We start from the raw sequence: 25,386 nt of genomic DNA on the forward strand, positions 1-25,386 counted from the left end.
GCGTCTGTCCGCTTTCGCTCATGCCGTCTCTTCGAGACCGAATGGCGCGAGAGAACCGCGCCCTGCCCGCACCAGTACCGGCTCGGCACCGCTCAAATCGATCACGGTGGACGGCTCGCACACACATGGGCCGCTGTCGATCACCAGGTCCAACTGCTTCTCGAGCCGCTCGCGGATTTCTTCCGGGTCGTTCAGCGGCTGGGTTTCGCCCGGCATGATCAGCGTGGAGCCGAGCAGCGGCTGGCCGAGCTCTTCGAGAATCGCCAGCGTGATGACGTGATCCGGCACCCGCAGGCCGATCGTCTTGCGCGACGGGTGCGAGAGGCGCCGAGGCACTTCCTTGGTGGCCTGCAATACGAAAACATAAGGACCCGGCGTGACCGACTTGATCAGACGGTACTGTCGGTTATCGACCATCGCGAAGTTCGCCAGCTCCGACAGATCGCGCACCAGCAGCGACAGCAGGGCCTTCTCGTCGAGCCCGCGAATCCGCCGCAAGCGCTCGACCGCGTCCTTGTCGTCGAGATGGCAGGCCAGCGCGTAGCTGGAATCCGTCGGCAGCGCGACGACGCCGCCGTCATTGATGATCTGCACGGCCTGCTTGACGAGGCGCGGCTGCGGATTATCCGGGTGAAGCCGAAAGTATTGGGACATTTTGGCTAACAGTGGCTACGGGTGACGGTGCACGAAAACTCGAATGGAAAGTCGGGCGGAGGATCGGGCGAGCGCACGCCCTTCGGACAAGGACGTTCGCGCAGATCGTGCCGCCGCGGCACGGCGCGCGATCACAGCCAGCGTTCCCAGACGGGCTTGAGATCGGAAGGTAGCGGCGGCAGCGTGCCGAGATCGATGCGGCCCTCGCCGGGTGCATGGAAGTCGGAACCCCGTGAGGCTTCAAAGCCGAAGCGGCGCGCGACGTCCGCGTATTCGCGGTACTGATCCGGCGTATGGCTACCCGTCACCACCTCGATCGCCTTGCCGCCAAGGTCGATGAATTCAGCGAAAAACGCATCGAATTCGACCGGCGAGTACGCATAGCGACCCGGGTGCGCGATGATCGCCTCGCCGCCGGCCGCCTGAATCCAGCCAACCGCGTCCGCCAGTTTCGCCCAGCGATGCGACACGTAGCCGGGCTTGCCGTCGCCGAGATAGCGGTTGAACACGTCTTGCGTCGAGCTCGCGTAGCCGTTTTCGACCATGAAGCGCGCGAAGTGCGTGCGCGAAATCATGTCCGGGTTCGAGACGTATTTCAGGGCGCCTTGGTAGGCGTTGGGAATGCCGAGCGTGGCTAACTGTTCGCCGATTGCTTCGGCGCGCGCCGCGCGGCCGTTGCGGGTGCGCGCGAGGCCATCGATCAACGTAGCGCTCGTCGGGTCGACGCCGAGACCGACGATGTGCACCGTGCGCGAAGCCCATGTCACCGAGATCTCCACGCCGCTGACGTAGCCCATGCCGAGCGCCTCTGCGGTGCTGCGCGCTTCGTGCTGGCCGCCCAGTTCGTCGTGATCGGTCAACGCCCACAGCGTCACGCCGCCCGCATGCGCACGGCGCGCAACATCGGCCGGCGCGAACTGGCCGTCAGAAACGGTGGAATGACAGTGGAGGTCAGCGTTCATCTTTGTCTTGAGAAGGTTCTGCACTCATTTTACTGCAACGCAGTAAGTGCCCGCAGAGCTATCTCGCGATAGCGGACCTTGCATCGAAACCTTTTTGCAAGGTTCAGGCGCAAAAGCCCTCGATCAGCGCGGCCACCTGCTCCGGCTGGTCGTGATGCACCATGTGCCCCGCTTCGTCGATGATTTTCTCACGCCAGTTCGGAAAAGCCTGGAAACGCGCCTTGAATTCGTCGAGCGGAATCTCGCGGGCGATGTGGGCGAGCGTGGGCGAGTTAGCAGCCTCGACGTGCAGCACTTTGGCGGTGACCTTGCTCCACACGGCCATCACTTCGTCGAGGCGGTACAGCGTCGGCCCGCGCCGTTTGTGCGCCGGATCGGCGAGTAGCATGAAGCGCCCTTCTCCGTCCGGCCTGGACCAATGCTGTGCGAGGAACTGCGCGCGCTGCGGAGCGAGTCGCGGATTGGTCTTGATCAGGCGTCCCGCGACGTCGTCCAGCGAAGCGTAGCGCCTCAACTGCGGCGGCTCACGCAACTCGTCGAGCCAAGTGCGCAAACGCTTGGGCGCTTGCGCCGAGTGCGCCGGCGCGAGACCGAAGCCTTCCAGATCGACCACGCGCCGCACCCGCTCCGGCCGCACGCCCGCATACAGGCAGACGATGTTCGCGCCCATGCTGTGGCCGACCAGATTGACTTCGCCGGCCGGCGCGTAGTGGTCAAGCAGCGCGTCGAGATCGGCGAGGTAGTCGTGCATCCAGTAGTCGCCGCCGCCGTGCTCGGCGACCGGCCAGTCCGACAGGCCAAAGCCGCGCACGTCGGGGGCAATCACCTGCCAATCGCCGCCCAATGCGTCGACGACGAACTGGAACGACGCCGCCACGTCCATCCAGCCGTGCAGCATGAACAGCATCGGCGCGTCCGGATTGCCCCAGCGCCGCACGTGCAGACGGATGCCGCGCACGGCGATGAATTCAGACCTGGAGGTATTCATGAACGGCGCGCCCAAAAAAGAATGGTCGTTCGATTATAACGAGATAGCCGGGCGATGCGTGGGATCTGGCTATGGAAAAAGGCTTCAGTCACTCAGGGTCGGAGCGGCCGGCCGGGCCGGCTGCTCGGCTTCGAGGCCGGCGAGTGAGACCAGCGCGGCCAGTTCGGTTTCGTCGAAACCGGCATCGCGGCGCGCTTCGAAATTGAACGGACCGCGTAATTTCGGTGCGTGATACTGGTCGGCGAGGCGCGCATAGGTCGCGTGCGGATCGAGGCCGATTTCGTCGCACAGATGGCGGAACCAGCGGTTGCCGATCAGCACATGACCGATTTCGTCGCGCAGGATCACGTCGAGAATCGCGGCGGATGCCTGGTCGCCCGCCTGCTGCAGGCGGGCCCGGATTGGCGGCGAGGCGTCGAGGCCGCGCGCTTCGAGCGTGCGCGGCACCAGCGCCATACGCGCCAGCACGTCGGCACGGGTGCGCTCGCACATGTCCCAGAGGCCGTCGTGTGCGGGAAAATCGCCATAGGCATGGCCGAATTCCGCAAGCCGCGCCACGAGCAGCGAGAAATGATGTGCCTCTTCGGCGGCAACTTTGAGCCAGTCGGTGTAGAACGCGACGGGCATGCCGGCAAAACGCCAGACGGCGTCGAGCGCGAGATTGATGGCGTTGAATTCGATGTGCGCAAGCGCATGCAGCAAAACGGCTCGCCCTTCGGGCGATTGCATGCTGCGGCGCTTCAGTTTGCGCGGATCGACCAGTTCCGGGCGCGCGGGACGGCCCGGCAGGTCTGCCGGCTCGGCGAGTTCGAGGTCTGCATGGCATGCAAGGCTGCCGTCGAGCACCGCGGCATACAACTCGCGGACCGCGGCTGCCTTGCCTGCCGGGTCGGCTTCGCGCAATGCGGCCAGCGCCGCGGTGCGCCCGCAATTCGCGCGATTCGAACAATTCTCAGGATTCGATACCGGCGCAGCGGACGAAATAGACGGAGCAGCGGAATTCATGGCAACCAGATTGGCAATGGGCAAGGCAAGAGGCAAGACGGAAGGCGCGGCGTTCGCCAAGGCTGCGCGCCGGACAGCTTGCGGCACCGGCAAGCGGCCTAACCACACAACCGTTTACAATACTAGATTCGACCATCTCGTGTGCCTATTGCGCGGGGCCGGCAGGGCAATCGCGGCCATCAGGCTGTCTTCAGGCGTTTTGCGGCCCCGCTTTACAGCCCGATCTGCAAGCCGTCTTACCGCCCCAGCCGGCCAGCGCAGCGCATAGCGACCGATCAAGAGGAGACACCGTGACAATTTATAAGCTTGGCGAAGCCGCCCCGACCATCCATGAAAGCGTGTTCGTCGCGGATTCGGCGAACATTATCGGCAATGTGACGCTCGAGGAAAATTCGAGCGTCTGGTTCGGCGCGACGCTTCGCGGCGACAACGAGCCGATCACCCTCGGCGCGGGCAGCAATGTGCAGGAAAACGCGGTGCTGCACACCGACCCGGGCTTCCCGCTGACGATTGAGCCGAATGTGACGATCGGCCACCAGGTCATGCTGCACGGCTGCACGATCAAAGAGGGTTCGCTGATCGGAATTCAGGCCGTGGTCTTGAATGGTGCGGTAATCGGCCGCAACTGTCTGGTCGGAGCGGGCGCCATCGTCACTGAAGGCAAAGTGTTTCCCGACAATTCGCTGATTCTCGGCGCGCCCGCCAAAGTGGTGCGCGAACTGACCGGGACGGATATCGCCAATATGCAGCGCGGCACGGCAAGCTATGCCGAGCGCCGCGAATATTTCAAGGCGCAGCTCGTGCGCATCGGCTAATCAGCCGGCGCGTGCGGCGCGCACGGCGCAGCATCAGGCTGCGTCATTCGACCGAGGAAAAGTTGTGAGCGACCAGTTGCAAAAATTCATGTTCAGCGCGGCGCCGGTGCGCGGCGAGATCGTTTCGCTGCGCAATACGTGGCAGGAAGTGCTGACGCGCCGGGACTATCCGGCGCCCGTGCGGACGATTCTGGGCGAGATGATGGCCGCGTGCGCGCTGCTTTCGGCGAACCTCAAGTTCGACGGCACGCTCGTCATGCAGATTTTCGGGGACGGCCCGGCCAAGATGCTGGTGGTGCAGTGCAGCTCCGACCTGTCGATGCGCGCCACCGCCAAGCTCTCCGGCGAAGCGGGCAATACGATCGGCGACGACACGACCATGATCGACCTGGTCAACGCGAGCGGCCATGGCCGTTGCGTGATCACGCTCGACCCGCGCGACAAGCAGCCCGGCCAGCAACCGTATCAAAGTATCGTGCCGCTGTCGGGTGTGGACGGCCCGCTCAAGTCGATGTCCGAAGTGCTCGAGCACTACATGCACCACTCGGAGCAGCTCGACACGCGCCTGTGGCTCGCGGCGAACACCGAACGCGCAGTCGGCATGCTGCTGCAAAAGCTGCCGGGCGACGGCGGCATTGTCCCGCACCCGGGCGCTCTGGATGCGGACACGTGGGAGCGCGTCTGCACGCTGGGCGGCACGATGTCGCAAGACGAGTTGCTGAAGGAAGAACCGGCCACGATTTTCCGCCGTCTGTTCTGGCAGGAGAACGTGCAGCATTTCGAACCGGCCACGACGCGCTTCGAATGCAGCTGTTCGCGCGAAAAAGTCGGCGCCATGCTGAAGATGCTGGGCCGGGAGGAAGTGGACGGTGTGATCGAAGAGCGCGGTCACGTCGAGATTCATTGCGAATTTTGTAACCAACGGTACGAATTCGATCCGGTCGACGTGGCGCAACTTTTTGTCGCCAATGCGCTCTCACAAGCAGTGACGCCAGCGGCCGACCAGCGACACTGAAACGGCCAGGCGGCGGCCCTAGCGCCCCCCGGCGGCCCGTTACGCCTGGTGTTGCGGCAGTAAAATGACGCGTCGCCTGCTGCTTTACCAGGGCTCGGGCGACGCGTTATCGTCGATCGTTGCGTTGGATCGTGGGCGGTGCGCGCTGCGCATGGTTTGCTTAGGGATCCGACCGATGGAGATCAAAATGAACATCCCTACTTCGCTAAAGCATTGCATGCGCTCGTTCGCCGTGCTGACCGTCGTCGCGAGCAGCGCTGCGCTTACGGGCTGCGTAATGGACCCGCCGGGCCCATCGCCGATTTATAGCCGCCTGCCGGCCGACCAGTCCGGCATGGCCAGCACCGCCCGGCCGCTCACGCCGGAAGAACGCGAACGCTATGATGCGATCGACCGTCAGGTGCTGTCCGATCAGAACCAGGCCATTGCCGCGGAAAACGCCGCTCAGGCGTATTCACGTTATTACTCGCCGCCTGTCAGCGTGTACGGCAGTTATTACGGTGGCGGTTGGGGGCACGGCTGGGGTACGGGTGTTGGCGTAGGCTACTCACCGTACTGGGGCTGGTAAGCCGAAACAAGCGCTCCCGGACAATCGGCATAGCGGTTCGGCAGAGATGCACGCATCGCAAGCCCAACGAAAGAGGCGCGGTTTTCACCGCGCCTTTTTCGTCTTCCTGAGCACTTTTACGTTCGTTCCCGCGGCTGGTTTCGCGTTCGTCCGCGCGCTCAAACCGCCTGATTTAACTCAGTGCGTGGGCTTCTTGTCTTTCGCCGCCTTCCCGCCATGCTTGCGATCCGGCTTCGCGCGCGACTCCGGATTCGGCACCACATGCAGCGGCGCCGCCGACACCTCACCGCGCGTAGACGTGGTGACCGAAGGCGTGTTCGCGGTCGGCAACGGCGCATTCGGCGAGACGAACTGTACGAAAACTTCGCCGTCTTTCACCATGCCCATTTCGTAACGCGCACGCTCTTCCACGGCTGCCGTGCCGCTCTGCAAATCCTGGACTTCGCCCTGGATCCGCTCGTTACGCAGCTTCGAATCAGTGTTCTTCTGCAGTTGCTGCGCCAGCTGCTGCTGCAACTCATGCACGCGTAACCAGCCGCCGTGCCCCCACCAGAGCGGGTACTGGATCAGCGCCAGCAGAACGATCAGGACAGCAGTAACGAGCCGCATGAAGTAAGCACAATAAATACACGCCGCCCTGCGCTATACGCAGGGCGGCGGGGTCAATCAAAAACGAAGGATAACCGGCTCATCGGTCGGCGCTAGCAAACAAGCCATTAGCGCAGATTGTAGAACGCCGACTTGCCCGGGTAGCTGGCGATATCGCCGAGGTCTTCTTCGATGCGCAGCAACTGGTTGTACTTCGAGATGCGGTCCGAACGCGACAGCGAACCCGTCTTGATCTGACCGGCGTTCAGGCCGACTGCGATATCCGCAATCGTCGAATCTTCGGTTTCACCCGAGCGGTGCGAGATCACAGCCGTGTAGCCGGCGCGCTTCGCCATTTCGATCGCCGCGAAGGTTTCCGTGAGCGTACCGATCTGGTTGATCTTGATCAGGATCGAGTTGGCAATGCCCTTCTCGATGCCTTCCTTCAGGATGCGCGTGTTGGTGACGAACAGATCGTCGCCCACCAGTTGGACCTTCTTGCCGAGCTTGTCGGTGAGGATCTTCCAGCCGGCCCAGTCGCTTTCGTGCATGCCGTCTTCGATCGAGACGATCGGGAACTTGTCAGCCAGGTTCGCCAGGTAGTCGGCAAACTCGGTCGACGATAGTTGCAGGCCTTCGCCAGCCAACTGGTACTTGCCGTCGTGGTAGAACTCGCTTGCTGCGCAGTCGAGCGCGAGCAGCACGTCTTCACCGGCGCGGTAGCCAGCCTTTTCGATGGCTTGCAGGATGGTCGACAGGCATTCGTCGTTGCTGCCGAAGTTCGGCGCGAAGCCGCCTTCGTCGCCCACGGCCGTGCTCATGCCACGGTCCGACAGGATCTTCTTCAGCGCGTGGAACACTTCGGCGCCGCAGCGCAGTGCTTCGCGGAAGGTCGGCTGGCTGACCGGCACGATCATGAATTCCTGGATGTCCAGGCTGTTGTTCGCGTGCGCGCCGCCGTTGACGATGTTCATCATCGGCACCGGCAGTTGCATCGCGCCCGAGCCACCGAAGTAGCGGTACAGCGGCAGGCCGGCTTCTTCAGCGGCGGCCTTCGCGACAGCCATCGAAACGGCCAGCATCGCGTTCGCGCCGAGGCGCGACTTGTTGTCCGTGCCGTCGAGTTCCAGCAGGGTCTTGTCGAGGAAAGCCTGCTCGGAAGCGTCGAGGCCCATGATCGCTTCGGAGATTTCAGTGTTGATGTGCTCGACAGCCTTCAGCACGCCCTTGCCGCCGTAACGGCCGGCTTCGCCGTCGCGCAGTTCGATCGCTTCGCGCGAACCCGTCGACGCACCCGACGGCACCGCAGCGCGGCCCATCGTGCCCGACTCGAGCAGCACGTCGCATTCGACGGTGGGGTTGCCTCGCGAATCGAGAATCTCTCGACCGATGATATCTACGATAGCACTCATGGTTTCCTCAAGAAATGACGTTGAATTCTTTACTGTGAAACTGCACCGGCCGGGTCGATCCGGAGTTAGCGCTTTAGCGCTTGCTCCGGTCCCATGCAGAGCACCGGTCTCCCCAGCACACTACGCACCCCGATGCTTTCGACGACCATTGCGTGCATTCGCCGCGTGCCGATGCTACCGACTGAGCCGATTATGCGGACGAGGCGTGACACGCCGCGAATGCCTGAATCAGTTGAAATCGCTTTCGAGGAACGGCGCGCGCTTGACGGCCTGATCGAGCGTAACTAGCGTTTCGAGCAGATCGGCCATGCGATGCAACGGCACCGCGTTCGGGCCGTCCGACTTGGCTTCCGAAGGTTTCGGATGGGTTTCCATGAAGAGACCCGACACGCCGACGGCAACCGCGGCGCGCGCCAGCACCGGCACGAATTCGCGCTGACCGCCCGAGCTCGTGCCCTGCCCGCCCGGCAACTGCACCGAGTGGGTGGCGTCGAACACGACCGGCGCATTGGTTTCGCGCATGATTGCAAGCGAACGCATGTCCGACACGAGGTTGTTATAGCCGAACGACACACCTCGTTCGCACGCCATGAAGCGGTCTTCCGAAAGACCGGCTTCACGCGCCGCATCACGCGCCTTGTCGATCACGTTCTTCATGTCGTGCGGGGCGAGAAACTGGCCTTTCTTGATGTTGACCGGTTTGCCCGAGCGCGCGCAAGCGTGGATGAAGTCGGTTTGACGGCACAGGAAAGCAGGCGTTTGCAGGACGTCGACCACCGACGCAACCTGCTCGATCTCGTGCTCGGCGTGGACATCGGTCAGCACCGGCAAACCGAGCTGACGCTTCACTTCCGACAGAATGCGCAAACCTTCGTCCATGCCCAGACCGCGGAACGACTTGCCGCTGCTGCGGTTAGCCTTGTCGTACGACGATTTGTAGATGAACGGAATGTTCAGCTTCGCACAAATTTCCTTCAGCCGGCCTGCCGTGTCGATGGTCATCTGTTCCGATTCGACGACACAGGTGCCCGCGATCAGGAAAAAAGGCTTGTCGAGCCCGATTTCGAAATCGCCCAGTTTCATGCTTTCTCCTCAACACCCGATAGCTGCTCATGATGGGCGAGCGCCGCCTCGACGAACGACGTGAACAGCGGATGGCCGTCACGCGGCGTGGACGTGAATTCCGGGTGGAACTGCACGCCGACGAACCACGGGTGCATGCTGCGCGGCAATTCCATCATTTCCGGCAGGTCCTCACTCGGGGTACGGGCGCTGATGATAAGGCCGCCGGCTTCGAGCTGGGGCACGAAGCGGTTATTGACTTCATAACGGTGACGATGGCGTTCGTTCACATCCTTGCCATAGATCTCTTCGGCCATCGTGCCGGGCTTGATCGGGCAACGTTGCGAACCGAGGCGCATCGTGCCGCCCAGATCCGATTCTTCGGTGCGCTTCTCGACCTTGCCTTCACGGTCGTACCACTCGGTGATCAGTGCGACCACGCGGTTCTCGGTGTCCTGATCGAACTCGGTGCTGTTCGCATCTTTCAGGCCGACCACGTCGCGGGCGAATTCGATCACGGCCAGTTGCATGCCGAGGCAGATGCCGAGATACGGCACCTTCGCTTCGCGCGCATAGCGGATCGCGGCGATCTTGCCTTCGGTGCCGCGACGGCCGAAGCCGCCCGGCACGAGCACGGCATCCAGATGCTTGAGGCTCTCGACGCCCTGCGTCTCGACCTCTTCCGAATCGATATATTCGATGTTGACCTTGGTCGACGTATGCATCGACGCATGACGCAGCGCTTCGATCAGCGACTTGTACGACTCGGTCAGATCGACATACTTGCCGACCATGCCGATCGTGACTTCGTGCTTCGGATGCTCGAGTTTTTCGACGAGATTCGACCACATCGACAGATCGGCCGGCTTCGGCGTGAGCTTGAGCTCTTCGCAGATGATCGCGTCCAGACCCTGATCGTGCAGCATCTGCGGAATCTTGTAGATGCTGTCGGCGTCCCACACGGAAATCACCGCGTCTTCCGGCACGTTCGAGAACATCGAAATCTTCGCGCGCTCGTCGTCTGGAATGCGGCGGTCGGCGCGGCACAGCAGCACGTGCGGCGAGATGCCGATTTCACGCAGCTTCTGCACGCTGTGCTGGGTAGGCTTGGTTTTCAGCTCGCCTGCGGTCGCGACCCAGGGCACCAGCGTGAGGTGCACGAAGCACGCGCTGTTGCGGCCCATGCGCAGGCTCATCTGACGTGCGGCCTCGAGGAACGGCAGCGATTCGATGTCGCCTACGGTGCCGCCCACTTCGACGATGGCGACATCCGGCTCACCGCACGTCGCGGAAGCCGCGCCGCGTTCGATGAACGCCTGGATTTCGTTGGTAATGTGCGGGATGACCTGCACCGTCTTGCCCAGATAATCGCCGCGACGTTCCTTGCGGATCACCGATTCGTAAATCTGGCCCGTGGTGAAGTTATTGGCCTTGCGCATCTTCGTGCTGATGAAGCGCTCATAGTGGCCAAGGTCGAGGTCAGTCTCCGCTCCGTCTTCCGTCACGAACACTTCGCCGTGTTGAAACGGACTCATCGTGCCGGGGTCGACGTTGATGTAGGGATCGAGCTTGAGGAGGGTGACTTTAAGACCGCGCGATTCGAGGATCGCGGCGAGGGAAGCGGCGGCAATACCCTTGCCGAGGGAAGATACTACGCCGCCGGTGACGAAAACATATTTGGTCATCGCTGGATGCTCGCGGGAAAAACGGATTATACCGTAAAGCAGGGTCTCAACCCAGCAAAATCCTGGCGACAGCGGTACGAAAGTGTGCCGCGGCAATGGCAATTGCCGGTCGCCGATCATGCACCGTTTATCGCGGCGGTGACCAGCCGCATGAGCGGGGCGCGCCGCCAGCGCGACCGCCGCGGCACCTCCTATAAGCAGGCCGCCACGCCGGTGAAGGCGCGCGCCGCGCAGCGCGCGGCCCTACGCCCCCCGCTCCAGTTCGCGCAACATCCGCTGCACCGCGCGCGCGGTTTCGAGCGGTTTTTCCATCGGATACAAATGGCTGCCTTCAATCCATTCCACATGACCGCCTGTCGCGCGGCGGGTAGCGTCCAGACCTGCCTGGCGCACCTCCTTTGAATGCGTGCCGGCGATGAAGCCCACCGGCACCGGGGCGCCGCGCGCGAGGCGGGGCCCAAGCGTATGCGGCAAAGTCTTATAAATCTGATACTCGGTGCGCCGGTCGAAAGCGAGCGATCGGCCGCCGTCGGACGAACTCTGCGGGATGCCAAAGTCGATATAGTCGGACAGCATGCGTTCGTCCCAGCGTGCGAACGCCGGCTTCGAATGAAAGTGCCGCCACGCCTCGTCGCGGCTTGCCCACTGCGTGCGGCGCGTGCGGGTGGCGGCCGCCGGCGACAGGCGTTCGTCGAGCCCGGTCCATTGCGATACCCGCAGCATGCTGCTGCGCCAACCGGCGATCACAGGCGAATCGAGCATCACCACGCCCCTCACCCATTGCGGCTTTTTCAGCGCGGCCATCAGCGACAGATAGCCGCCGAGCGAATGGCCAACCAGCCATACCGGTTGCTCGTACGAGCGGCTGATGTCATCGAGCAACTGCTCGACCAGATGCGGCCAGTCCTGCGTGACCGGATAACGCGCGTCGTGACCGATGCGCTCGATGGAGCGCAGTTCATAGTCGTCGGCGAGTTCGGCGAAGATCGTCCGGTAGGTCGACGCCGGAAACCCGTTCGCATGCGAGAAGTGGATGATGTTTTTCACCTGCGGCTATCTCCGTTCTGTTTTAGCGCGCGAGCTTCGGACCTGACTTTTCGTGCAGCCTCCGAGGCTAGCGGCGCATTTGTTCTATCTGTGCGGCCGGCAATCCATCAGCGATCCATCCAGTAGCGGCGCTGCGTGTCGCGATAGCGTTCGAGCATCAGTGCGGCGCCGTTCAGGCCCGGGCCGCTTCCTGAGTTGCCTCGCGGACCGCCTCCCGGACCGCTTCTCGGGTCACTTCCCGGACCGGCTCCCGCACTGCTTCCCACGCTTGCCTCGGGCTCGATGCCCAAGCTGAGACCCGGGTCGAAATCCGGGTTCACGTCGACCCTTACCGCGCCGTCCGCATCGCTGCGTGCAAGCTCGATGTGCCGCGCCTCGTAACGCTCGAACACACCCGCGTTCGGATGATGAAATCGGTTGCGATAGCCTACCTGAAATAGCGCGACGAGCGGGTCGATAGAGTCGAGGAACGGCTCGGTCGACGAGGTCTTGCTCCCATGATGCGGCACGACCAGCACCTGGGCGCGCAACGCGTCGCGATCGCGCGCGAGCAGGATGCGTTCGACCGGCGCTTCGATATCTGCCGCCAGCAGGGCCGCTATGCGTAAGGGCGCCGTTTGATCCCTTCCGGCCGGCATGCTCCCTGCAGCCGCCCTGCCTTGCGCGAGTGACAGGCTCACCCCGGCCGGCGGGCTCGCCATGGCAGACGGCCTCACCGCTGCAGGCATCGTACTCACCCGCAACACGCAGCAATGCGCATTCGGTTTGCCTTGCAACGGCCCGGCATCCGGCCAGAGCATCTCGAACTCGACGCCGTCCCACTGCCAGCGCTGCCCCGCCGCGCAGGGCAGCGTGTCCGCGCCGCGTTGCTTTGCGTTCGACCATAGCGGATTCGCGGGCGCCAATGCCGCCACCATTTGACGCACCTCGATCGCGTCCAGCACAGCCGGCGCGCCGCCCGAGTGGTCGGAATCGGCGTGGCTGATGATCAGCGTATCGAGCGCCGTGACGCCGTGCGCCTGCAAAAACGGCACGACCACCCGTTCGCCCGCATGCGTCGATTCCGGCCCCGGTCCGCTATCGAACAGCAGCGTGTGATGCGCCGTTTCGACCAGCACCGAGGTGCCTTGACCGATATCCAGCGCCGTTAGACGGAAGCTGCCATGCGGCGGCCCGGGCGGCGCCGGCATCAGCAGCGGCAGCCACGTGAGCGGCGCGGCCCAGCGCAGCGGCCAGCCGCGCGGCGCCAGACACCACAGAACGCCGACCGCGGCGGCGGCGAGCGTCCACGCGTCCGGCTGCGGCAAGCGCCAGAGCGTCCATGCCGGACCGGACAGCATCTGCAAGCCCGCGGCCAGCAGGTCGAGCAAGGTATGCGCGGCGCGCAAGGCGTAGACATCGAGTGGCGCGGGCAACGCGACGCCCGCCAAAACCGCCGGCGTCACCAGCAGACTCACCCACGGAATCGCGAAGGCATTCGCGAGCGGGCCGATCAACGGAATCTGCGCGAACCAATAAACGGTGAGCGGCGCAAGCGCGACGGTCACCGCGAACTGCACATGCGCGGCGCTGCGCACGCGTTCTCCGAAAGCGCGAGCGCGGCGGCATAGGCCGGACCACAAGCGCGAGAGCCTTGTCGGCGTCACGCCGCCCTCACCCTCTTCGTCGCGGCGCTGCTCATGATCCTGCACACGGGGCCGTCCCGACATCGCGAACAGAATCGCCGCCACCGCGCAGAACGACAGCCAGAATCCCGCCACCACCACCGCCCACGGATCGATCAGCAGCACCAACCCCAACGCCCACGCCAGCACCACCGATCGCGCGACGTTGCGCCCGCTGATAAACGCGAGGGCCACCACACTCGCCATCCATAGCGCGCGCTGCGCCGGCACGTTGAAACCGGCCAACGCCGCATGCAGCCCCGCGAACAACGCGCCGCAGGTCACCGCGACGACCTGCGCGGGCAGCAGCAACGGCCAGTTGCGGCCGATGAATCCGGAGCGCCGCCACACCGCCCCAGCGAGCCACGCCGCAAGGCCCGCGACAAAGCCAATGTGCAAGCCCGAAATCGCAATATTATGGCGAAGAACACACAAACTGAGACCTGAGCAAAGTCAGCAACGGATCTCGCACGCGTGAAGGCCACTACAGCACTTCATCTCGCTTGCTGCACCGTTGTTCGGCTTGCCGGTTTTACTTGCGTGAGTGAGAATCCTCAGAGATACAAACAAGCGAAGAAACACGCGAACGGGGAAGACCATGCTGAAACGTGCGTTGCTGTGCGCTTTTGTTCCAGTCGTACTTGCTGGCTGCGCGAACCCATACGCTCAGTATTACAACGATCTTACGGGCGGAATCGACATAACGAAGGCGACCGGGGTTGTTGTCAGCGATAACCCGCCTGTCATCATGCGCGGCAGTGACCCAGAGACCGACTATCAGGTCATGTTCGGAGATGGCTTCCGTCTGCTGGGCTACTCTTCGTTTAACGGTAAGGAAGGTCGCGAGTATCAAGTTAAGCAACAGGCCGAAGCAGTTAAGGCAGTACGAGTTCTGCTGTACGAAAAGTACTCCGGCACGGAACACACTGCCATGCCCTTGACATTACCTAATACAGCATCCGCGACAACCAACTACTTCGGTTCCGGTGGGTACGGTACCGCCACGACGACCGTGACAGGTACGACGACGACAATGGTGCCGATCTCAGTTCGTCGATATGACCAGATGGCTACCTTCTGGATTCGTGCCAAACCAAACCCTGTCTTAGGGATCGACATACGTGACTTGACTCCGCAGCAACGCGCCATCCTTCAAACAAACAAAGGCGTAACGGTAAACGCTGTCCAGAAGGACACACCCGCCTACGATGTCGATCTGTTAAAGGGCGACATCCTGAAATCTGTCGGATCGACTGACGTTACGGATGGGCGCGAGCTACAGCAATTGCTTCAAAAATTCGCAGGGCAGCAAGTCAAAATCGAATTCATTCGCAACGGAAATCTACTCAGCAAAGAAGTTAAGCTCAACCCGATGCCGTAGTCGGACCGACGTGAAAAATGCGCCCGTAGCGTTATCCCTTCGAACGCAAGGCCGAGATGCGACTGCTAAAAGACATCGTGACGCTGTTGAGCGACAAGGACGGTTCGCTGACGGACGCACTTCTGAAAACCAAGGTGTTGATGCACCGTATCGGGCACAAGGAGCTTGCCGGATGGGTGAACGACGAACTGAACGGGTATCCATCGGATAGTCTAGTGCCCGACTACCGCACTATCCCGACGCGGCTTCATGGCAACGTGTCCAACTTGGCGTGGCGGCATTCTGGGACGCAATTGCCAACCTCGCATCTACCCAAAGAAGTGCGAGAAAGGTTTTGCGTTGAGAAACTGCGTCAGTCCATTCAGGTATTGGAACAACTATCGAAGTCCGATGGTTCCCTAAGTAGACCCATCACTCCCGAGTGGTACCACACGCTCGCTAAGGGTGCGATTGAATCCAGCTTCCACATCGACAGTGCGTGGGTGCAGTTCGAACCTACACAGATTGTTAATGTGCTGATCGAAGTCCGCTCCCGCTTACTGGATTTCGCTCTCAATCTACAAGACGAATTAGGTGACGTGGCGGAGGACGACATGAAGGAAGCAGCGAAAGGCATCGACGCTCCGGGGATGTTGGCGTCAGCGGTGTTCGGGGACAATGCAACGTTCGTCTTCGGCAACAACAATCAAACCACTATCACGAACACCGTGACGAAGGGCGACTTCGCCGCGTTGGCGAAAGCCTTCAAGGACACAGGCGTCAGCGAAACTGACGTAGATGAACTGAAAGCCGCCGTTGACGATGATGATCCAAAGGCCGTAGCCGAGACAAAGCAATTCGGCCCGAAGGTCAAGGCTTGGATGGGAAAAATGTCCGAGAAGGCAATCGGCGGCGCGTGGAGCATCGGGATAGCTGCGGGTGGAAAGTTACTGGCAGATGAGCGATCAGTTCCTGTTCCGTCATATCTTGCCCGTCTACCCGACTCATGGCGTCTCCTAGTGGCTGCACCCAGATGTATCGAAAGCGGAGAGCCGCCAGTCTTTCTGCAAGTGAAACTTCTGCGCGATGACCGCTCCGGCGTTCTGATCGGCGGCGACAGATGTCGGATACAACGTTACAAGGCGTCTGCGACACCCATGTTCACCTTCGCAGCGGAAGGGTCATCGAAGTCAGGGTAGACGTTGCGCACGCCGCCATTCTTCGTCGCGATGACAAAGAACCGCCCGATGTCCTTTCGGGACGCGTATCGACCACGATGACCACGCCCTTGTCTCTTGGGTTCAGCGGGGTACATTTCGTCCACATATTCGTTGACTTCGCGCTCGGAAAGCCCTGATTTGACGAGTAAGTCACGCTGCCCTTCGATCCAACTTACATCGTACAAACGTCCTGCGGGATAAAGCCGGACCGATTCAATAAAGCGTCGCAACTTGGCAGCTAGCGCGGCGCGAACTTCGAAACGCTCCATGTCATCGACGGTCTGCATCGATTCGATCAGGGTTCGCGTTGAACGCGCTATAACTTCCGCACCTTGATCTAAGTCCTTCTGCTGCTGAATTTCGATCAGCAACTGATCCCTATCGCGAGTGAGTGAGTCAAGTTCATCTTCGAGCGTCCGAAGCCGGTCCAAGATCGTTCTGGGTGCGTCACCAACTTCGATCACGCCAAGGACGTTGGCAATCTTCCTGTTCGTATCAGAGATTTGCGTCTCGACAGCACCAAGTCTGTCGCCGGTTCGAAGTTCGCCTATGAGTGCCGTTGGCTTCCTTACTTCCGCCAACAAGCCGTCCAGATCCACACCGCGACAGAAGGAAAGGAAACTTGTTTCGAAATCTTGGTGTCCCCATTGCACTGCGTAACAACCCAAACCACGTCGTCCGCCGTCGCACACCAGAACCTTCTTCGGCGGTCGCACTACTTCCTTTCCGTCTTCACTTCTGATTCGCTTTGCTGCTGCACCGGCGATGACCATCGGCGCACCACAGTAGCCGCATTTCAGCAGTCCGCTCAACAGATTTGGAACCGTGCTGCCTTTTTTGGCTTTCCCGCCACCAACAGCATTTTGGGACCGGAACGACTGAAGCGCATAGAACTCGTCCTTCGATACGACGGCTGGATAATAGTTTGGAACGGGGTCGCCGTGCGGCACAACTCTCCCGTTTTCGAATATGCCCGGTTGGTAGTCGCCGTAGAGCGCTGGCGATGTCAGTATCTTCTGTATGTAAGACGGATGCCAACCGTTCGGCCCGCCCGAGAAGCTAGGAATTTGTCTCGAATTCAACATTTTCGCGATTGCTGCCTGTCCCATGCCATTCTTGCCAAGACCGATCATTTCGCGAACCAGCGTCACGCGTTCGGGTATGAACTCAAAGCAAGATGCGTCTTCCGTTAGACGCATCCACAAAGGGCATCGGGCGGTCATCTTCTTCTCGGCCACGCGTGCACGCTTGTTTTGCCACGCCGCCTTCAGTCTCCGACTCTTCGTAAGCGATTCTTCATGTGCACGCGACATGACCGTGATCGAAACGATCAGGTCGGTAGTATTGTCGCCTTCTCGCGTATATATGCGGCCATCGGCCAAGGTCACTATCGTGATGCCTTTTCCGAGAATCGACAAAAACTGATTTAGCGCATCAATCACGCGGTCACGCGACAGGCGGTCCAGTGACTCAACAAGCAGGTAGGAACCAGAAGCAACGCGTCCGTCGTCTATCGCTTTGAGAAACGCACCCAAAGCACCACGCGTCACATTCGAACGGTCGTAGGCCGAGACGCCAAGATCATGGAGATGCAGGCTGGTATCCAGTATCAGGCCATGCTCGCGGGCATACTGCTCGGAGAGTTCCTTCTGGCGGCGCAGCGAATCCCCTTTTTTCTGTTCGGGCGTAGAGAAGCGGATGTAGGAGTAGGCAGTCGGCAAGTGGCGTCCGTATTGGTGTTTCGCGGTTAGCGCATTCTACCAGCCTAGATATGTGTTCATCACCCTTAAACTGCCACCAGATGACTCGTGCCGGTGCCGCGCATCAGCAGCCAGTCGGCCGCGCTGACTTCGTCCTGCGCGCCGATGGCGAGCGCCACCACAATCCCACGGTGCGGTGCGTCGGCGAGCACCGTGTCGATGCGCGCACGCAGCGCGGCGCGCCAGCGATCGACCGTCACGCTGACGCCACGCGCGTTGCCAGGCAAACGCAATGCGTGAGCCGGGGCGCTCACGTAGCCGGTGGCGCGTACATTGCGCGCCAGCAAACTGGCTTCGGCATCGCGCACGCCAAAGTTCGCATTGCCATGCGGGCGTTTGAGCCGCACGGTCAAACGCCAGCGTGCGCCGGGTTCGAGCAACGGCGCGGGCGCTTCTTCGGCAATCCACGACAGTTGGATCACGCGTGGAAAAGCGGCGATCGGCGCATCCGCCGACTCGACTTCGAAGAGGAAGCGCGCGCCCTTGTCATTGCGTGACGGCAGCCCCTTGATGCTGCCGACGACGTCGATATCGCGGCCTTCCCAAGCGCTCGGCAAGCTCACCGCGAGCCGGATTTCCGCGCGCCAGGCAGCGTAGCCAAAGCCCACGCATATGGCCGCAATCCACACCGCGCCCCAGCCGACGCCCGAACGCAAGCGCGCGCTGGACAAGCCGCGGCATATGCGCGAATTTGCAACTGCCTCATGCGCGTTCGCGACGACTGGAGCGCCGCGGCGCAATGCGCCAGAAGTATCGCGGCCCCCTTCGCTCGAAGCACAGCGACACCCTTCGCCTGGAGAGCCGCCGCTCCATTCGCCCGAAGCGCCGCGGCGCAATCCCCACGCCGCGATAAGAATCGCAACGCACCCGACCAGTACCAGCGCACACCACCCACGCCAATCCGGCAACGCCGCCTGCCGCTGCAGCCCGATCACCCCCAACGCAAACCCGCACCACCATGCCCGCATCCGCCCTCCGCCCGTGCCGCCCAGCCGTGGCCGGACAGCGCAACGCACAGCGAGCAGGCGTTAGCAGGGCCGCCGGGCGTGGGTTCCGCCCGGCGCGAACCACTCAAACCATTGCGTTCGATTATGCAGAGGAAAGTGCAAGCCGCGGCAACGCGGCGAGCGCGTTAGCCGTTGTGCCTAGGGCGGCTTCGTCGGCGGTCATGCCACGCAGTTGCGCGAGACTCGCGCCGATGGCCGGAATCTGCTCCGGCGAATTGCGCTGCTTGTACATCCAGGAGGGGGCGATGTCCGGTGCGTCGGTCTCGACGACCAGCGCGTCGAACGGCAATTGCCCGGCAAGGCGGCGGATTTGCCGTGCCCGCTCGAAGGTCAGATTGCCGCCGAAACCGAGATGCATGCCCTGATCGATATATGCCTGAGCCTGCTGAAAACTGCCGTTGAATGCATGGGCGATGCCGCGATGAATCTGATGCCGCCGCAGCCCTTTGATCACCTGATCCTGCGATTTGCGCACGTGGCAAATCACCGGCAGATCGAATTCGCGCGCCAGTTGAAGTTGACCGTTGTAGAAGAACTGCTGGCGCGCATCGTCGAGACCTTCGACGAAATAATCGAGGCCGATCTCGCCGATGCCGACGAACAGCGGATCGTCGAGACTCGCCTCGATTTCCATGCGCAGCAGGTCGAGATCGCGTTCCTGTGCGCCTGGTGTAAAGAGGGGATGGATGCCGAGCGCATACGCGCCGCCGTCGATGCGGTGCGCGAGTTCACGCACCGTCGTGAAGTTCTGGCGGCCGATCGCGGGAATCACGATACGCCCTACGCCACTTTGACGCGCCGCTTCGGCGACTTCATCGCGATCGGCGTCGAATTCGGAAGCGTCGAGATGGCAGTGCGTATCGATCCACATGGCGCGCCTCGTCAGCGGCAGAGCATCGCTCACGGTCCGCGCGGTGCTTAGACCGGCACCGGCGGTTCTTCGTGCAAGACGCCGTCGCGCAGCCGCATGATCCGGTCACAGCGTCCGGCCAGTTCCGGATCGTGCGTGACGATCACGAAACTGGTGTCGAGCGTTTGCGACAGTTCGAGCATCAGGTTGAACACAGTGTCGGCGGTGCCGCCGTCCAGATTGCCGGTGGGTTCGTCGGCGAGCACACAGGCGGGCTTGGTAACCAAGGCCCGCGCGATTGCCACACGTTGGCGCTCGCCGCCCGACAGTTCACCCGGACGATGCTTCGCCCGATGCCCCATGCCGACCCGCTCCAGTACCGCGAGCGCTTCGCGCCGCGCGGCTTCGGTCGTCATGCGGCGAATCCGCAGCGGCATCGCGACGTTGTCGAGCGCGGTGAATTCCGGCAGCAGATGGTGGAACTGGTACACGAAACCGAGTGCGCGATTGCGCAGGTCGTTCCGTTCACGCTCGGAGAGCTTCGTAAACGGCTTGCCCATTACGGAGACATGGCCGGCGCTCGGATCGTCGAGGCCGCCGAGCACATGCAGCAGCGTGCTCTTGCCGGACCCCGACGCGCCGACGATCGCCAGTTTTTCGCCGCGCCGCACGTTCAATTGCGCGTTGTTAAGCACCTGCACATTGAGACCACCCTGCACGAACGACTTCGAAATGCCGGTTGCTTCCAGCACGTAGGGATGCAGCGCGGTGTCTTCTGAGACCATGGATAAATTGGCGGAACGGTCATTCATAGCGCAGTGCCTCCGCGGGACGGACTTTCGCACCACGCCAGCTCGGATAAAGGGTCGCCAGCGCCGACATCAGGAACGCGATGACGCCGATCCGCGCGACGTCGGCGGGAATCAGCTCGGACGGCAGTTCGCTGATGAAATACACGGACGGCGGCAGGAACTGCACGCCGAGCAGATGCTCGATCATCGGCACGAGCCACGGAATGCTCCACGCAATCAGGCAGCCGAGCGCGACGCCGGTCGCCGTGCCGATAAAGCCGATCGTCACGCCCTGCACCACGAAAATCTTCATGATCGAACCGGGCTGCGCGCCGAGCGTGCGCAGGATCGCGATGTCAGCCTGCTTGTTGGTCACCGTCATCACGAGCGACGACACCAGATTGAACGCCGCCACTGCGATGATCAGCGTGAGGATGATGAACATCATGCGTTTTTCGATCTGCACTGCCGAGAACCAGGTCTTGTTCTGTTGGGTCCAGTCGCGGATGTACAAATCGCCGGACAAGCTGCGCGCCAGTTGATGCGCGACCTCCGGCGCCCGCTGCATGTCGGTCAGGCGCAGCCGCACGCCGGTCGGCGCGGGCAGCCGGAACAGCGCCTGCGCGTCCTTGATGTTGATCAGCGCGAGCGTGCTGTCGTATTCGTAATGCCCCGACTCGAAGATGCCCACCACCGTGAACTGTTTCAGCCGTGGCAGCATGCCGGCGGGTGTGATGGTGCCTTCGGGCGCGACCAGCGTGATCTTGTCGTTGACTGTCACACCGAGATTGGTGGCGAGGTCCGCGCCCAGCACGATGCCGAAGTCGCCCGGCACGAGGTCGGTCAGCTTGCCGCCCTTCATTTCGCGGCCGATATCGGACACGTCGGGCTCGAGCGTCGGTTCGACGCCGCGCAGCGCGACGCCGCTCACGGCGTCCTGGCGCGTGAGCAGCGCCTGCGCTTCGACATACGGCGCCGCGCCGATCACTTCCTTGTTCTGGCGCGCTTCCTGGGCGGTCAGTTGCCAGTTGGGCATCGAACCGGTCGGCGAAAAGATTTCGACGTGCGCCAGCACCGACAACATCCGGTCGCGCACTTCTTTCTGGAAACCGTTCATCACGGACAACACGACAATCAGCGCGGCGACGCCGAGCGCGATGCCCGACATCGACACGAGCGCGATGAAGGAAATGAAGCCGTTACCGGTCGTGCGTTTGCCGGCGCGGGTGTAGCGCCAGCCAATTTGCCATTCGTAGGGAAATTTCAAGCGAATCCTTTTCTGCGTTCTTCGGCTGCTCGTGGGCCATTTGCTGCACATGACGGCGGCAACCTGCAACTGTCGCGCCTGTCGTGCGGCCTGAGCGTCGTGATCATTGGTGTCGCGGCAACCCGGATGGTTCCGGTATGATGTTCCGGCGCCTTCCAGTGCCTTCCGATGCGCTCGGCAAACCCCGCGCCACCGGAACCGCCGCCCCGCCACGGCTGCCACTGCCGCCAATCAAGCGCGAAGTTTGCCATACAATGCCGCGGACTCGCGCAAAGGCCTTGCACGCTGGGCTCACGGTGAACGCAGCGGCCCACCGCCCCGCCTTGACCGGCCCCTCCCCTAACGCAGGTTGTAGCGGCCCCGCAGATCATTGATGATCCCGGCCGCCTGGCTGGTCGCGACTTCGCGCACGTCCGCATCCTTACGGTCGCGGTGCAGATGGGTGATATCCCAGTTGCAGCCGTCCTCGTCCTCGACGGTCTCGTGGAATCCGGTCGGAATCCAGCCGGCCGTGGTCGGATTGGCATCGAGCGCTTTCACGACCAATGCAAGCAGTTCCTGCTCGGTTTTCAGTTCACGCGACATGTCGGTCTCCCTCTTGATGGACGCGGGGCCGCCGCGCTCGGCTGCTGTGATCGTAGGGGCTCGGTGCGGCGCCCGAATCCACCGATATGGTCTGAATACTCGCACTCTTTGCCCTACAATGCGCAGCATCATGCCCGCCAACCGCCTCCATCTTCTCCTGCCCTTCGCGCTGCCCGCCGCAGCGGACGCCTCCACCGCCCTGCACGACATCCGGAGTCCGGCCCTCGACCGGCTGATCGCCCGCGCGACGCTGGTTGAACGGGTGATCGGCGAAGATTTTCAGCGCACGCTGCCGCACGAGCGCTGGGTGGCGCGCCAGTTTGGCGCGCTGCCGAGCGGCGCGGCGGCTGCCGACGAAGCACCGCTTGCCCCGTACATGCTGCGCGCCGACGGCGGCGACCCCGGCCCCGCCACGTGGGCTTGTGTGCAACCGGTGCATGTTCGCATCGCGCACGACCATCTGGTGCTGATCGATCCGGCCTCGCTCGAACTGTCCGACGACGAAGCCAGCGTGCTGCTGGCGGTCGCGCGGCCGTTGATCGAGGAACTCGGCGTGCGCATCGAAGCGCCTAAGCCCGCCCGCTGGTACCTGTCGGGCGACGGCTTCGGCACGCTGGCAGGGGCGTCGCCGTTGCGCGCGAGCGGCCGCAACATCGAAATCTGGCTGCCGCACGAGGCGCACTCCGGCGAGCGGTCGCGCGCCTGGATGAAGCTGCAAAACGAAGTGCAGATGGCGTGGTTCGAGCATCCGGTCAATGAAGCGCGCGAGGCGCGTGGCCTGCCGGCCGTCAACTCGATCTGGTTTCACGCACAGGGCGCGGCGCAACCCGTGACGAGCCCGTTCGCGCGGGTCTTCTCCGATGCGGCGGCCACGCGGGGGCTCGCCATGACGGCGGGTGTCGACGTGGGCGCACCGCCGACGTCCTTCGCGGCGCTGATGGCAGCTCGCGCTGCGGGGGGTGCTTCAGGTACCGCTTCGGGTCACATACCTGGAGGCGTATCCGCGAACACGAATACCAACGCAAACGCCAACGCCAACGCCAACGGCGCCACGCTAGTCGAACTCGATCCCTTCTCCGCGCCCTACATCGAGCAGGACTGGGCGCGCTGGAACGACGCCTTCGCCGCGTTGCAAACCGACTGGTTCGAACCGGCGCTGACAGCACTGCAGTCGGGCCAGCTTGGCGAACTGGGCCTGACGCTGTGCGGCGACACCGGTTCGGTGACGCTCACGGTCACACGTGGCGACCTGCGCAAATTCTGGCGGCGGCGCGTGCTCGCCTCGCTCTTCATCGAATGATCCACGGCCTTTCCGAATGACTCGAATCGTTACGCGCGCCGGCTCGCCTGTCGACGCCGAAGTTCTCACCCGCCATGGCCTGCATCCGGTGCTTGCGCGCCTGTATGCCGCGCGCGGCGTGTGCATGCCCGATGAAATCGAAACCGGTCTCGCGCGGCTCGTGCCGCCTGCCGCGCTCAAGGGCTGCGAAGACGCCGCGGCGCTGCTCGCCGATGCGATTCAGAGCAAACGCCGCATGCTAGTGGTCGCGGACTACGACTGCGACGGCGCCACCGCCTGCGCGGTCGCAGTGCGCGGGCTGCGCATGTTCGGCGGCCAGATCGAGTATCTGGTGCCGAACCGCTTCGAGTACGGTTATGGCCTGACGCCCGAGATCGTCGCGCTAGCCGCCCGCAGCGCGTCGGGCAAGCCGGAACTGCTGATTACGGTCGATAACGGTATCGCCAGCGTCGACGGCGTGGCAGCGGCCAATGCGCTCGGCATCGACGTGCTGGTCACCGACCATCACCTCCCCGGCGACGAACTGCCGGCTGCACGCGCCATCGTCAATCCGAACCAGCCGGGCTGCACATTCCCGAGCAAGTGCATCGCAGGTGTCGGCGTGATGTTTTATGTGCTGCTGGCATTGCGCGCGGAATTGCGCCGCCGCGGCGCCTTCAACGACGCTTTCCCTGAGCCGCGCCTGGATGGTCTACTCGATCTGGTCGCGCTCGGCACGGTCGCCGACGTGGTCAAGCTCGACGGCAATAACCGCGTGCTGGTCGCGCAAGGTCTGCAGCGGATTCGCAAAGGCAAGATGCAGCCAGGCATCGCCGCCCTCTTTCGCGCCGCTGCGCGCGACGCCCGCAGCGCCTCGGGTTTCGACCTCGGCTTCGCGCTCGGCCCGCGCCTGAACGCGGCCGGCCGCCTGTCGGACATGTCGCTCGGAATCGAGTGTCTGACCACCGACGACATCGGCCGCGCATGGGATCTCTCGCAGCAGCTCGACACCATGAACCGCGAGCGCCGCGAAATCGAAGCCGGCATGCAGCAGCAGGCGCTCGAAGACCTCTCGGCGATCAATCCTGACGGCGCGACCACCATCACGCTGTTCAATCCGAGTTGGCACCAGGGGGTGATCGGCATCGTCGCCGGGCGGTTGAAGGAGAAATTCCACCGGCCGTCGTTCACATTCGCGCTCGCCGACGACAGCGGCCAACTCGTCAAGGGCTCCGGCCGTTCGATCTCGGGCTTCCATCTGCGCGACGCGCTCGATCTGATTTCGAAGCGCGAGCCTGGCCTGATCGTCAAATTCGGCGGCCACGCGATGGCCGCGGGCCTGACGATCGCCGCCGCCGACGTGCCGCGCTTTACGGCCGCGTTCGAGGCAGTAGGCCGCGAATGGCTCTCTGAAGAAGCGCTGTCGCGCACGGTCGAAACCGACGGCGAACTCGAAGACGCCTATTTCACGCCGCAATTCGTCGAAATGCTCGACGCCGCCGTATGGGGCCAGGGCTTTCCGGCGCCGGTGTTTTCCGGCGAATTCGATATCGCGTCACAGGCGCTGGTCAAAGACAAACATCTGAAGCTGCAACTCGTGCGCGGCCGCCAGCGTTTCAACGCGATCTGGTTCAATCACACCGACACGCTGCCCGCGCGCACCACCGTTGCATACCGGTTGGCCAGCGACACGTGGAATGGCGTGTCGCGAGTGCAATTGATCGTCGAGCACGCGGCGAGCTGAAGCGGCGGCGAGGTTCCCGCGCGAGCGCCTCTAGTGTGCGGCTTGCGCGCAGCCAACG

Annotated in this window: 21 protein-coding genes and 2 pseudogenes; 7 read left to right on the top strand and 16 right to left on the bottom strand. The window is 62.8% G+C overall.

Annotation, left to right across the window (positions count from 1 at the left end; translation table 11 throughout):
- Positions 1-18 precede the first annotated feature (18 nt).
- From P3T22_RS20610 to P3T22_RS20625, 4 genes are all read right to left on the bottom strand, one after another.
- The gene (locus tag P3T22_RS20610; protein ID WP_063496615.1) at positions 19-654 is read right to left on the bottom strand and encodes an L-threonylcarbamoyladenylate synthase; all 636 of its coding nucleotides are present in this window, start codon (positions 652-654) and stop codon (positions 19-21) included.
- A gap of 131 nt (positions 655-785) precedes the next feature.
- The gene (locus tag P3T22_RS20615) at positions 786-1,616 is read right to left on the bottom strand and encodes a 3',5'-nucleoside bisphosphate phosphatase (RefSeq protein WP_063496616.1); all 831 of its coding nucleotides are present in this window, start codon (positions 1,614-1,616) and stop codon (positions 786-788) included.
- 103 nt (positions 1,617-1,719) lie between these two features.
- Positions 1,720-2,604, bottom strand: a complete 885-nt coding sequence (locus P3T22_RS20620; protein ID WP_429325957.1) for an alpha/beta fold hydrolase — start codon at positions 2,602-2,604, stop codon at positions 1,720-1,722.
- 84 nt (positions 2,605-2,688) lie between these two features.
- Positions 2,689-3,609: a ferritin-like domain-containing protein gene (locus tag P3T22_RS20625; RefSeq protein ID WP_429325958.1), complete on the bottom strand. Its 921-nt coding sequence runs from the start codon at positions 3,607-3,609 to the stop codon at positions 2,689-2,691.
- 290 nt (positions 3,610-3,899) lie between these two features.
- Here P3T22_RS20625 and P3T22_RS20630 point away from each other — a divergent pair, with 290 nt between their 5' ends.
- From P3T22_RS20630 to P3T22_RS20640, 3 genes are all read left to right on the top strand, one after another.
- Positions 3,900-4,424, top strand: a complete 525-nt coding sequence (locus tag P3T22_RS20630) for a gamma carbonic anhydrase family protein (RefSeq protein WP_063496618.1) — start codon at positions 3,900-3,902, stop codon at positions 4,422-4,424.
- Positions 4,425-4,488: 64 nt separating this feature from the next.
- Complete coding sequence (gene hslO, locus P3T22_RS20635; RefSeq protein WP_063497999.1) at positions 4,489-5,439, top strand: Hsp33 family molecular chaperone HslO; 951 nt, start codon at positions 4,489-4,491, stop codon at positions 5,437-5,439.
- 187 nt (positions 5,440-5,626) lie between these two features.
- Positions 5,627-6,007: a hypothetical protein gene (locus P3T22_RS20640; RefSeq protein WP_063498000.1), complete on the top strand. Its 381-nt coding sequence runs from the start codon at positions 5,627-5,629 to the stop codon at positions 6,005-6,007.
- 177 nt (positions 6,008-6,184) lie between these two features.
- On the opposite strand, the gene ftsB is transcribed toward P3T22_RS20640, so the two are convergent.
- The 6 genes and pseudogenes from ftsB to P3T22_RS20670 form a co-directional block, all read right to left on the bottom strand.
- Positions 6,185-6,616, bottom strand: coding sequence for a cell division protein FtsB (gene ftsB / locus P3T22_RS20645; protein WP_063496619.1), 432 nt, complete (start codon positions 6,614-6,616; stop codon positions 6,185-6,187).
- 107 nt (positions 6,617-6,723) lie between these two features.
- Positions 6,724-8,007: a phosphopyruvate hydratase gene (gene eno, locus P3T22_RS20650; protein ID WP_054038196.1), complete on the bottom strand. Its 1,284-nt coding sequence runs from the start codon at positions 8,005-8,007 to the stop codon at positions 6,724-6,726.
- Between the two features lie 228 nt (positions 8,008-8,235).
- Entirely contained in the window at positions 8,236-9,090 is an 855-nt protein-coding gene (gene kdsA, locus P3T22_RS20655; RefSeq protein WP_054038194.1) for a 3-deoxy-8-phosphooctulonate synthase, read from the bottom strand.
- A complete protein-coding gene (locus P3T22_RS20660; protein WP_063496620.1) occupies positions 9,087-10,754 on the bottom strand; it encodes a CTP synthase in 1,668 nt (555 codons plus the stop codon). The genes kdsA and P3T22_RS20660 overlap by 4 nt, the downstream gene beginning before the upstream one ends.
- Positions 10,755-10,997: 243 nt before the next feature.
- A complete protein-coding gene (locus tag P3T22_RS20665) occupies positions 10,998-11,801 on the bottom strand; it encodes an alpha/beta fold hydrolase (protein WP_063496621.1) in 804 nt (267 codons plus the stop codon).
- A 107-nt stretch (positions 11,802-11,908) separates the two neighbouring features.
- Positions 11,909-13,885, bottom strand: a pseudogene (locus tag P3T22_RS20670) (DNA internalization-related competence protein ComEC/Rec2); the annotation flags it as partial.
- 178 nt (positions 13,886-14,063) lie between these two features.
- On the opposite strand from P3T22_RS20670, the gene P3T22_RS20675 reads away from it, so the two are divergent.
- Both P3T22_RS20675 and P3T22_RS20680 read left to right on the top strand, forming a co-directional pair.
- Entirely contained in the window at positions 14,064-14,846 is a 783-nt protein-coding gene (locus P3T22_RS20675) for a PDZ domain-containing protein (protein WP_429325959.1), read from the top strand.
- A 56-nt stretch (positions 14,847-14,902) separates the two neighbouring features.
- Positions 14,903-16,024, top strand: a complete 1,122-nt coding sequence (locus P3T22_RS20680; protein ID WP_429325960.1) for a hypothetical protein — start codon at positions 14,903-14,905, stop codon at positions 16,022-16,024.
- Here P3T22_RS20680 and P3T22_RS20685 read toward each other — a convergent pair.
- The 6 genes and pseudogenes from P3T22_RS20685 to P3T22_RS20710 all read right to left on the bottom strand — a co-directional run bounded on the left by P3T22_RS20685 (position 15,961) and on the right by P3T22_RS20710 (position 22,305).
- On the bottom strand, positions 15,961-17,766 hold the full coding sequence (locus tag P3T22_RS20685; protein WP_429325961.1) for a recombinase family protein: 1,806 nt from the start codon (positions 17,764-17,766) through the stop codon (positions 15,961-15,963). The two genes, P3T22_RS20680 and P3T22_RS20685, sit on opposite strands and share 64 nt — an antisense overlap.
- Before the next feature lie 68 nt (positions 17,767-17,834).
- Positions 17,835-18,773, bottom strand: a pseudogene (locus tag P3T22_RS20690) (ComEC/Rec2 family competence protein); the annotation flags it as partial.
- A gap of 121 nt (positions 18,774-18,894) precedes the next feature.
- Positions 18,895-19,683, bottom strand: a complete 789-nt coding sequence (locus tag P3T22_RS20695; protein WP_063496623.1) for a TatD family hydrolase — start codon at positions 19,681-19,683, stop codon at positions 18,895-18,897.
- A gap of 47 nt (positions 19,684-19,730) precedes the next feature.
- Entirely contained in the window at positions 19,731-20,474 is a 744-nt protein-coding gene (lolD, locus tag P3T22_RS20700) for a lipoprotein-releasing ABC transporter ATP-binding protein LolD (protein WP_063496624.1), read from the bottom strand.
- Complete coding sequence (locus P3T22_RS20705) at positions 20,467-21,720, bottom strand: lipoprotein-releasing ABC transporter permease subunit (RefSeq protein WP_063498001.1); 1,254 nt, start codon at positions 21,718-21,720, stop codon at positions 20,467-20,469. Before P3T22_RS20705 ends, lolD begins: the two co-directional genes overlap by 8 nt.
- A 339-nt stretch (positions 21,721-22,059) precedes the next feature.
- On the bottom strand, positions 22,060-22,305 hold the full coding sequence (locus tag P3T22_RS20710; protein ID WP_429325962.1) for a hypothetical protein: 246 nt from the start codon (positions 22,303-22,305) through the stop codon (positions 22,060-22,062).
- A 118-nt stretch (positions 22,306-22,423) separates the two neighbouring features.
- Here P3T22_RS20710 and P3T22_RS20715 point away from each other — a divergent pair, with 118 nt between their 5' ends.
- The gene (locus tag P3T22_RS20715) at positions 22,424-23,605 is read left to right on the top strand and encodes a regulator (RefSeq protein WP_429325963.1); all 1,182 of its coding nucleotides are present in this window, start codon (positions 22,424-22,426) and stop codon (positions 23,603-23,605) included.
- Positions 23,606-23,621: 16 nt separating this feature from the next.
- A complete protein-coding gene (gene recJ, locus P3T22_RS20720; protein ID WP_063496628.1) occupies positions 23,622-25,328 on the top strand; it encodes a single-stranded-DNA-specific exonuclease RecJ in 1,707 nt (568 codons plus the stop codon).
- The last annotated feature ends 58 nt before the right edge of the window (positions 25,329-25,386 follow it).

The sequence above is a fragment of the Paraburkholderia sp. GAS348 genome (assembly GCF_050434205.1).
In the GTDB taxonomy this organism is placed as follows: domain Bacteria; phylum Pseudomonadota; class Gammaproteobacteria; order Burkholderiales; family Burkholderiaceae; genus Paraburkholderia.

Bases quoted from the DNA above. Each gene is read 5' to 3' on its own strand.
- P3T22_RS20610 (WP_063496615.1), bottom strand. From the start codon at position 654: ATGTCCCAATACTTTCGGCTTCACCCGGATAATCCGCAGCCGCGCCTC.
- P3T22_RS20615 (WP_063496616.1), bottom strand. From the start codon at position 1,616: ATGAACGCTGACCTCCACTGTCATTCCACCGTTTCTGACGGCCAGTTC.
- P3T22_RS20620 (WP_429325957.1), bottom strand. From the start codon at position 2,604: ATGAATACCTCCAGGTCTGAATTCATCGCCGTGCGCGGCATCCGTCTG.
- P3T22_RS20625 (WP_429325958.1), bottom strand. From the start codon at position 3,609: ATGAATTCCGCTGCTCCGTCTATTTCGTCCGCTGCGCCGGTATCGAAT.
- P3T22_RS20640 (WP_063498000.1), top strand. From the start codon at position 5,627: ATGAACATCCCTACTTCGCTAAAGCATTGCATGCGCTCGTTCGCCGTG.
- ftsB (WP_063496619.1), bottom strand. From the start codon at position 6,616: ATGCGGCTCGTTACTGCTGTCCTGATCGTTCTGCTGGCGCTGATCCAG.
- eno (WP_054038196.1), bottom strand. From the start codon at position 8,007: ATGAGTGCTATCGTAGATATCATCGGTCGAGAGATTCTCGATTCGCGA.
- kdsA (WP_054038194.1), bottom strand. From the start codon at position 9,090: ATGAAACTGGGCGATTTCGAAATCGGGCTCGACAAGCCTTTTTTCCTG.
- P3T22_RS20660 (WP_063496620.1), bottom strand. From the start codon at position 10,754: ATGACCAAATATGTTTTCGTCACCGGCGGCGTAGTATCTTCCCTCGGC.
- P3T22_RS20675 (WP_429325959.1), top strand. From the start codon at position 14,064: ATGCTGAAACGTGCGTTGCTGTGCGCTTTTGTTCCAGTCGTACTTGCT.
- P3T22_RS20680 (WP_429325960.1), top strand. From the start codon at position 14,903: ATGCGACTGCTAAAAGACATCGTGACGCTGTTGAGCGACAAGGACGGT.
- P3T22_RS20695 (WP_063496623.1), bottom strand. From the start codon at position 19,683: ATGTGGATCGATACGCACTGCCATCTCGACGCTTCCGAATTCGACGCC.
- lolD (WP_063496624.1), bottom strand. From the start codon at position 20,474: ATGAATGACCGTTCCGCCAATTTATCCATGGTCTCAGAAGACACCGCG.
- P3T22_RS20710 (WP_429325962.1), bottom strand. From the start codon at position 22,305: ATGTCGCGTGAACTGAAAACCGAGCAGGAACTGCTTGCATTGGTCGTG.
- P3T22_RS20715 (WP_429325963.1), top strand. From the start codon at position 22,424: ATGCGCAGCATCATGCCCGCCAACCGCCTCCATCTTCTCCTGCCCTTC.
- recJ (WP_063496628.1), top strand. From the start codon at position 23,622: ATGACTCGAATCGTTACGCGCGCCGGCTCGCCTGTCGACGCCGAAGTT.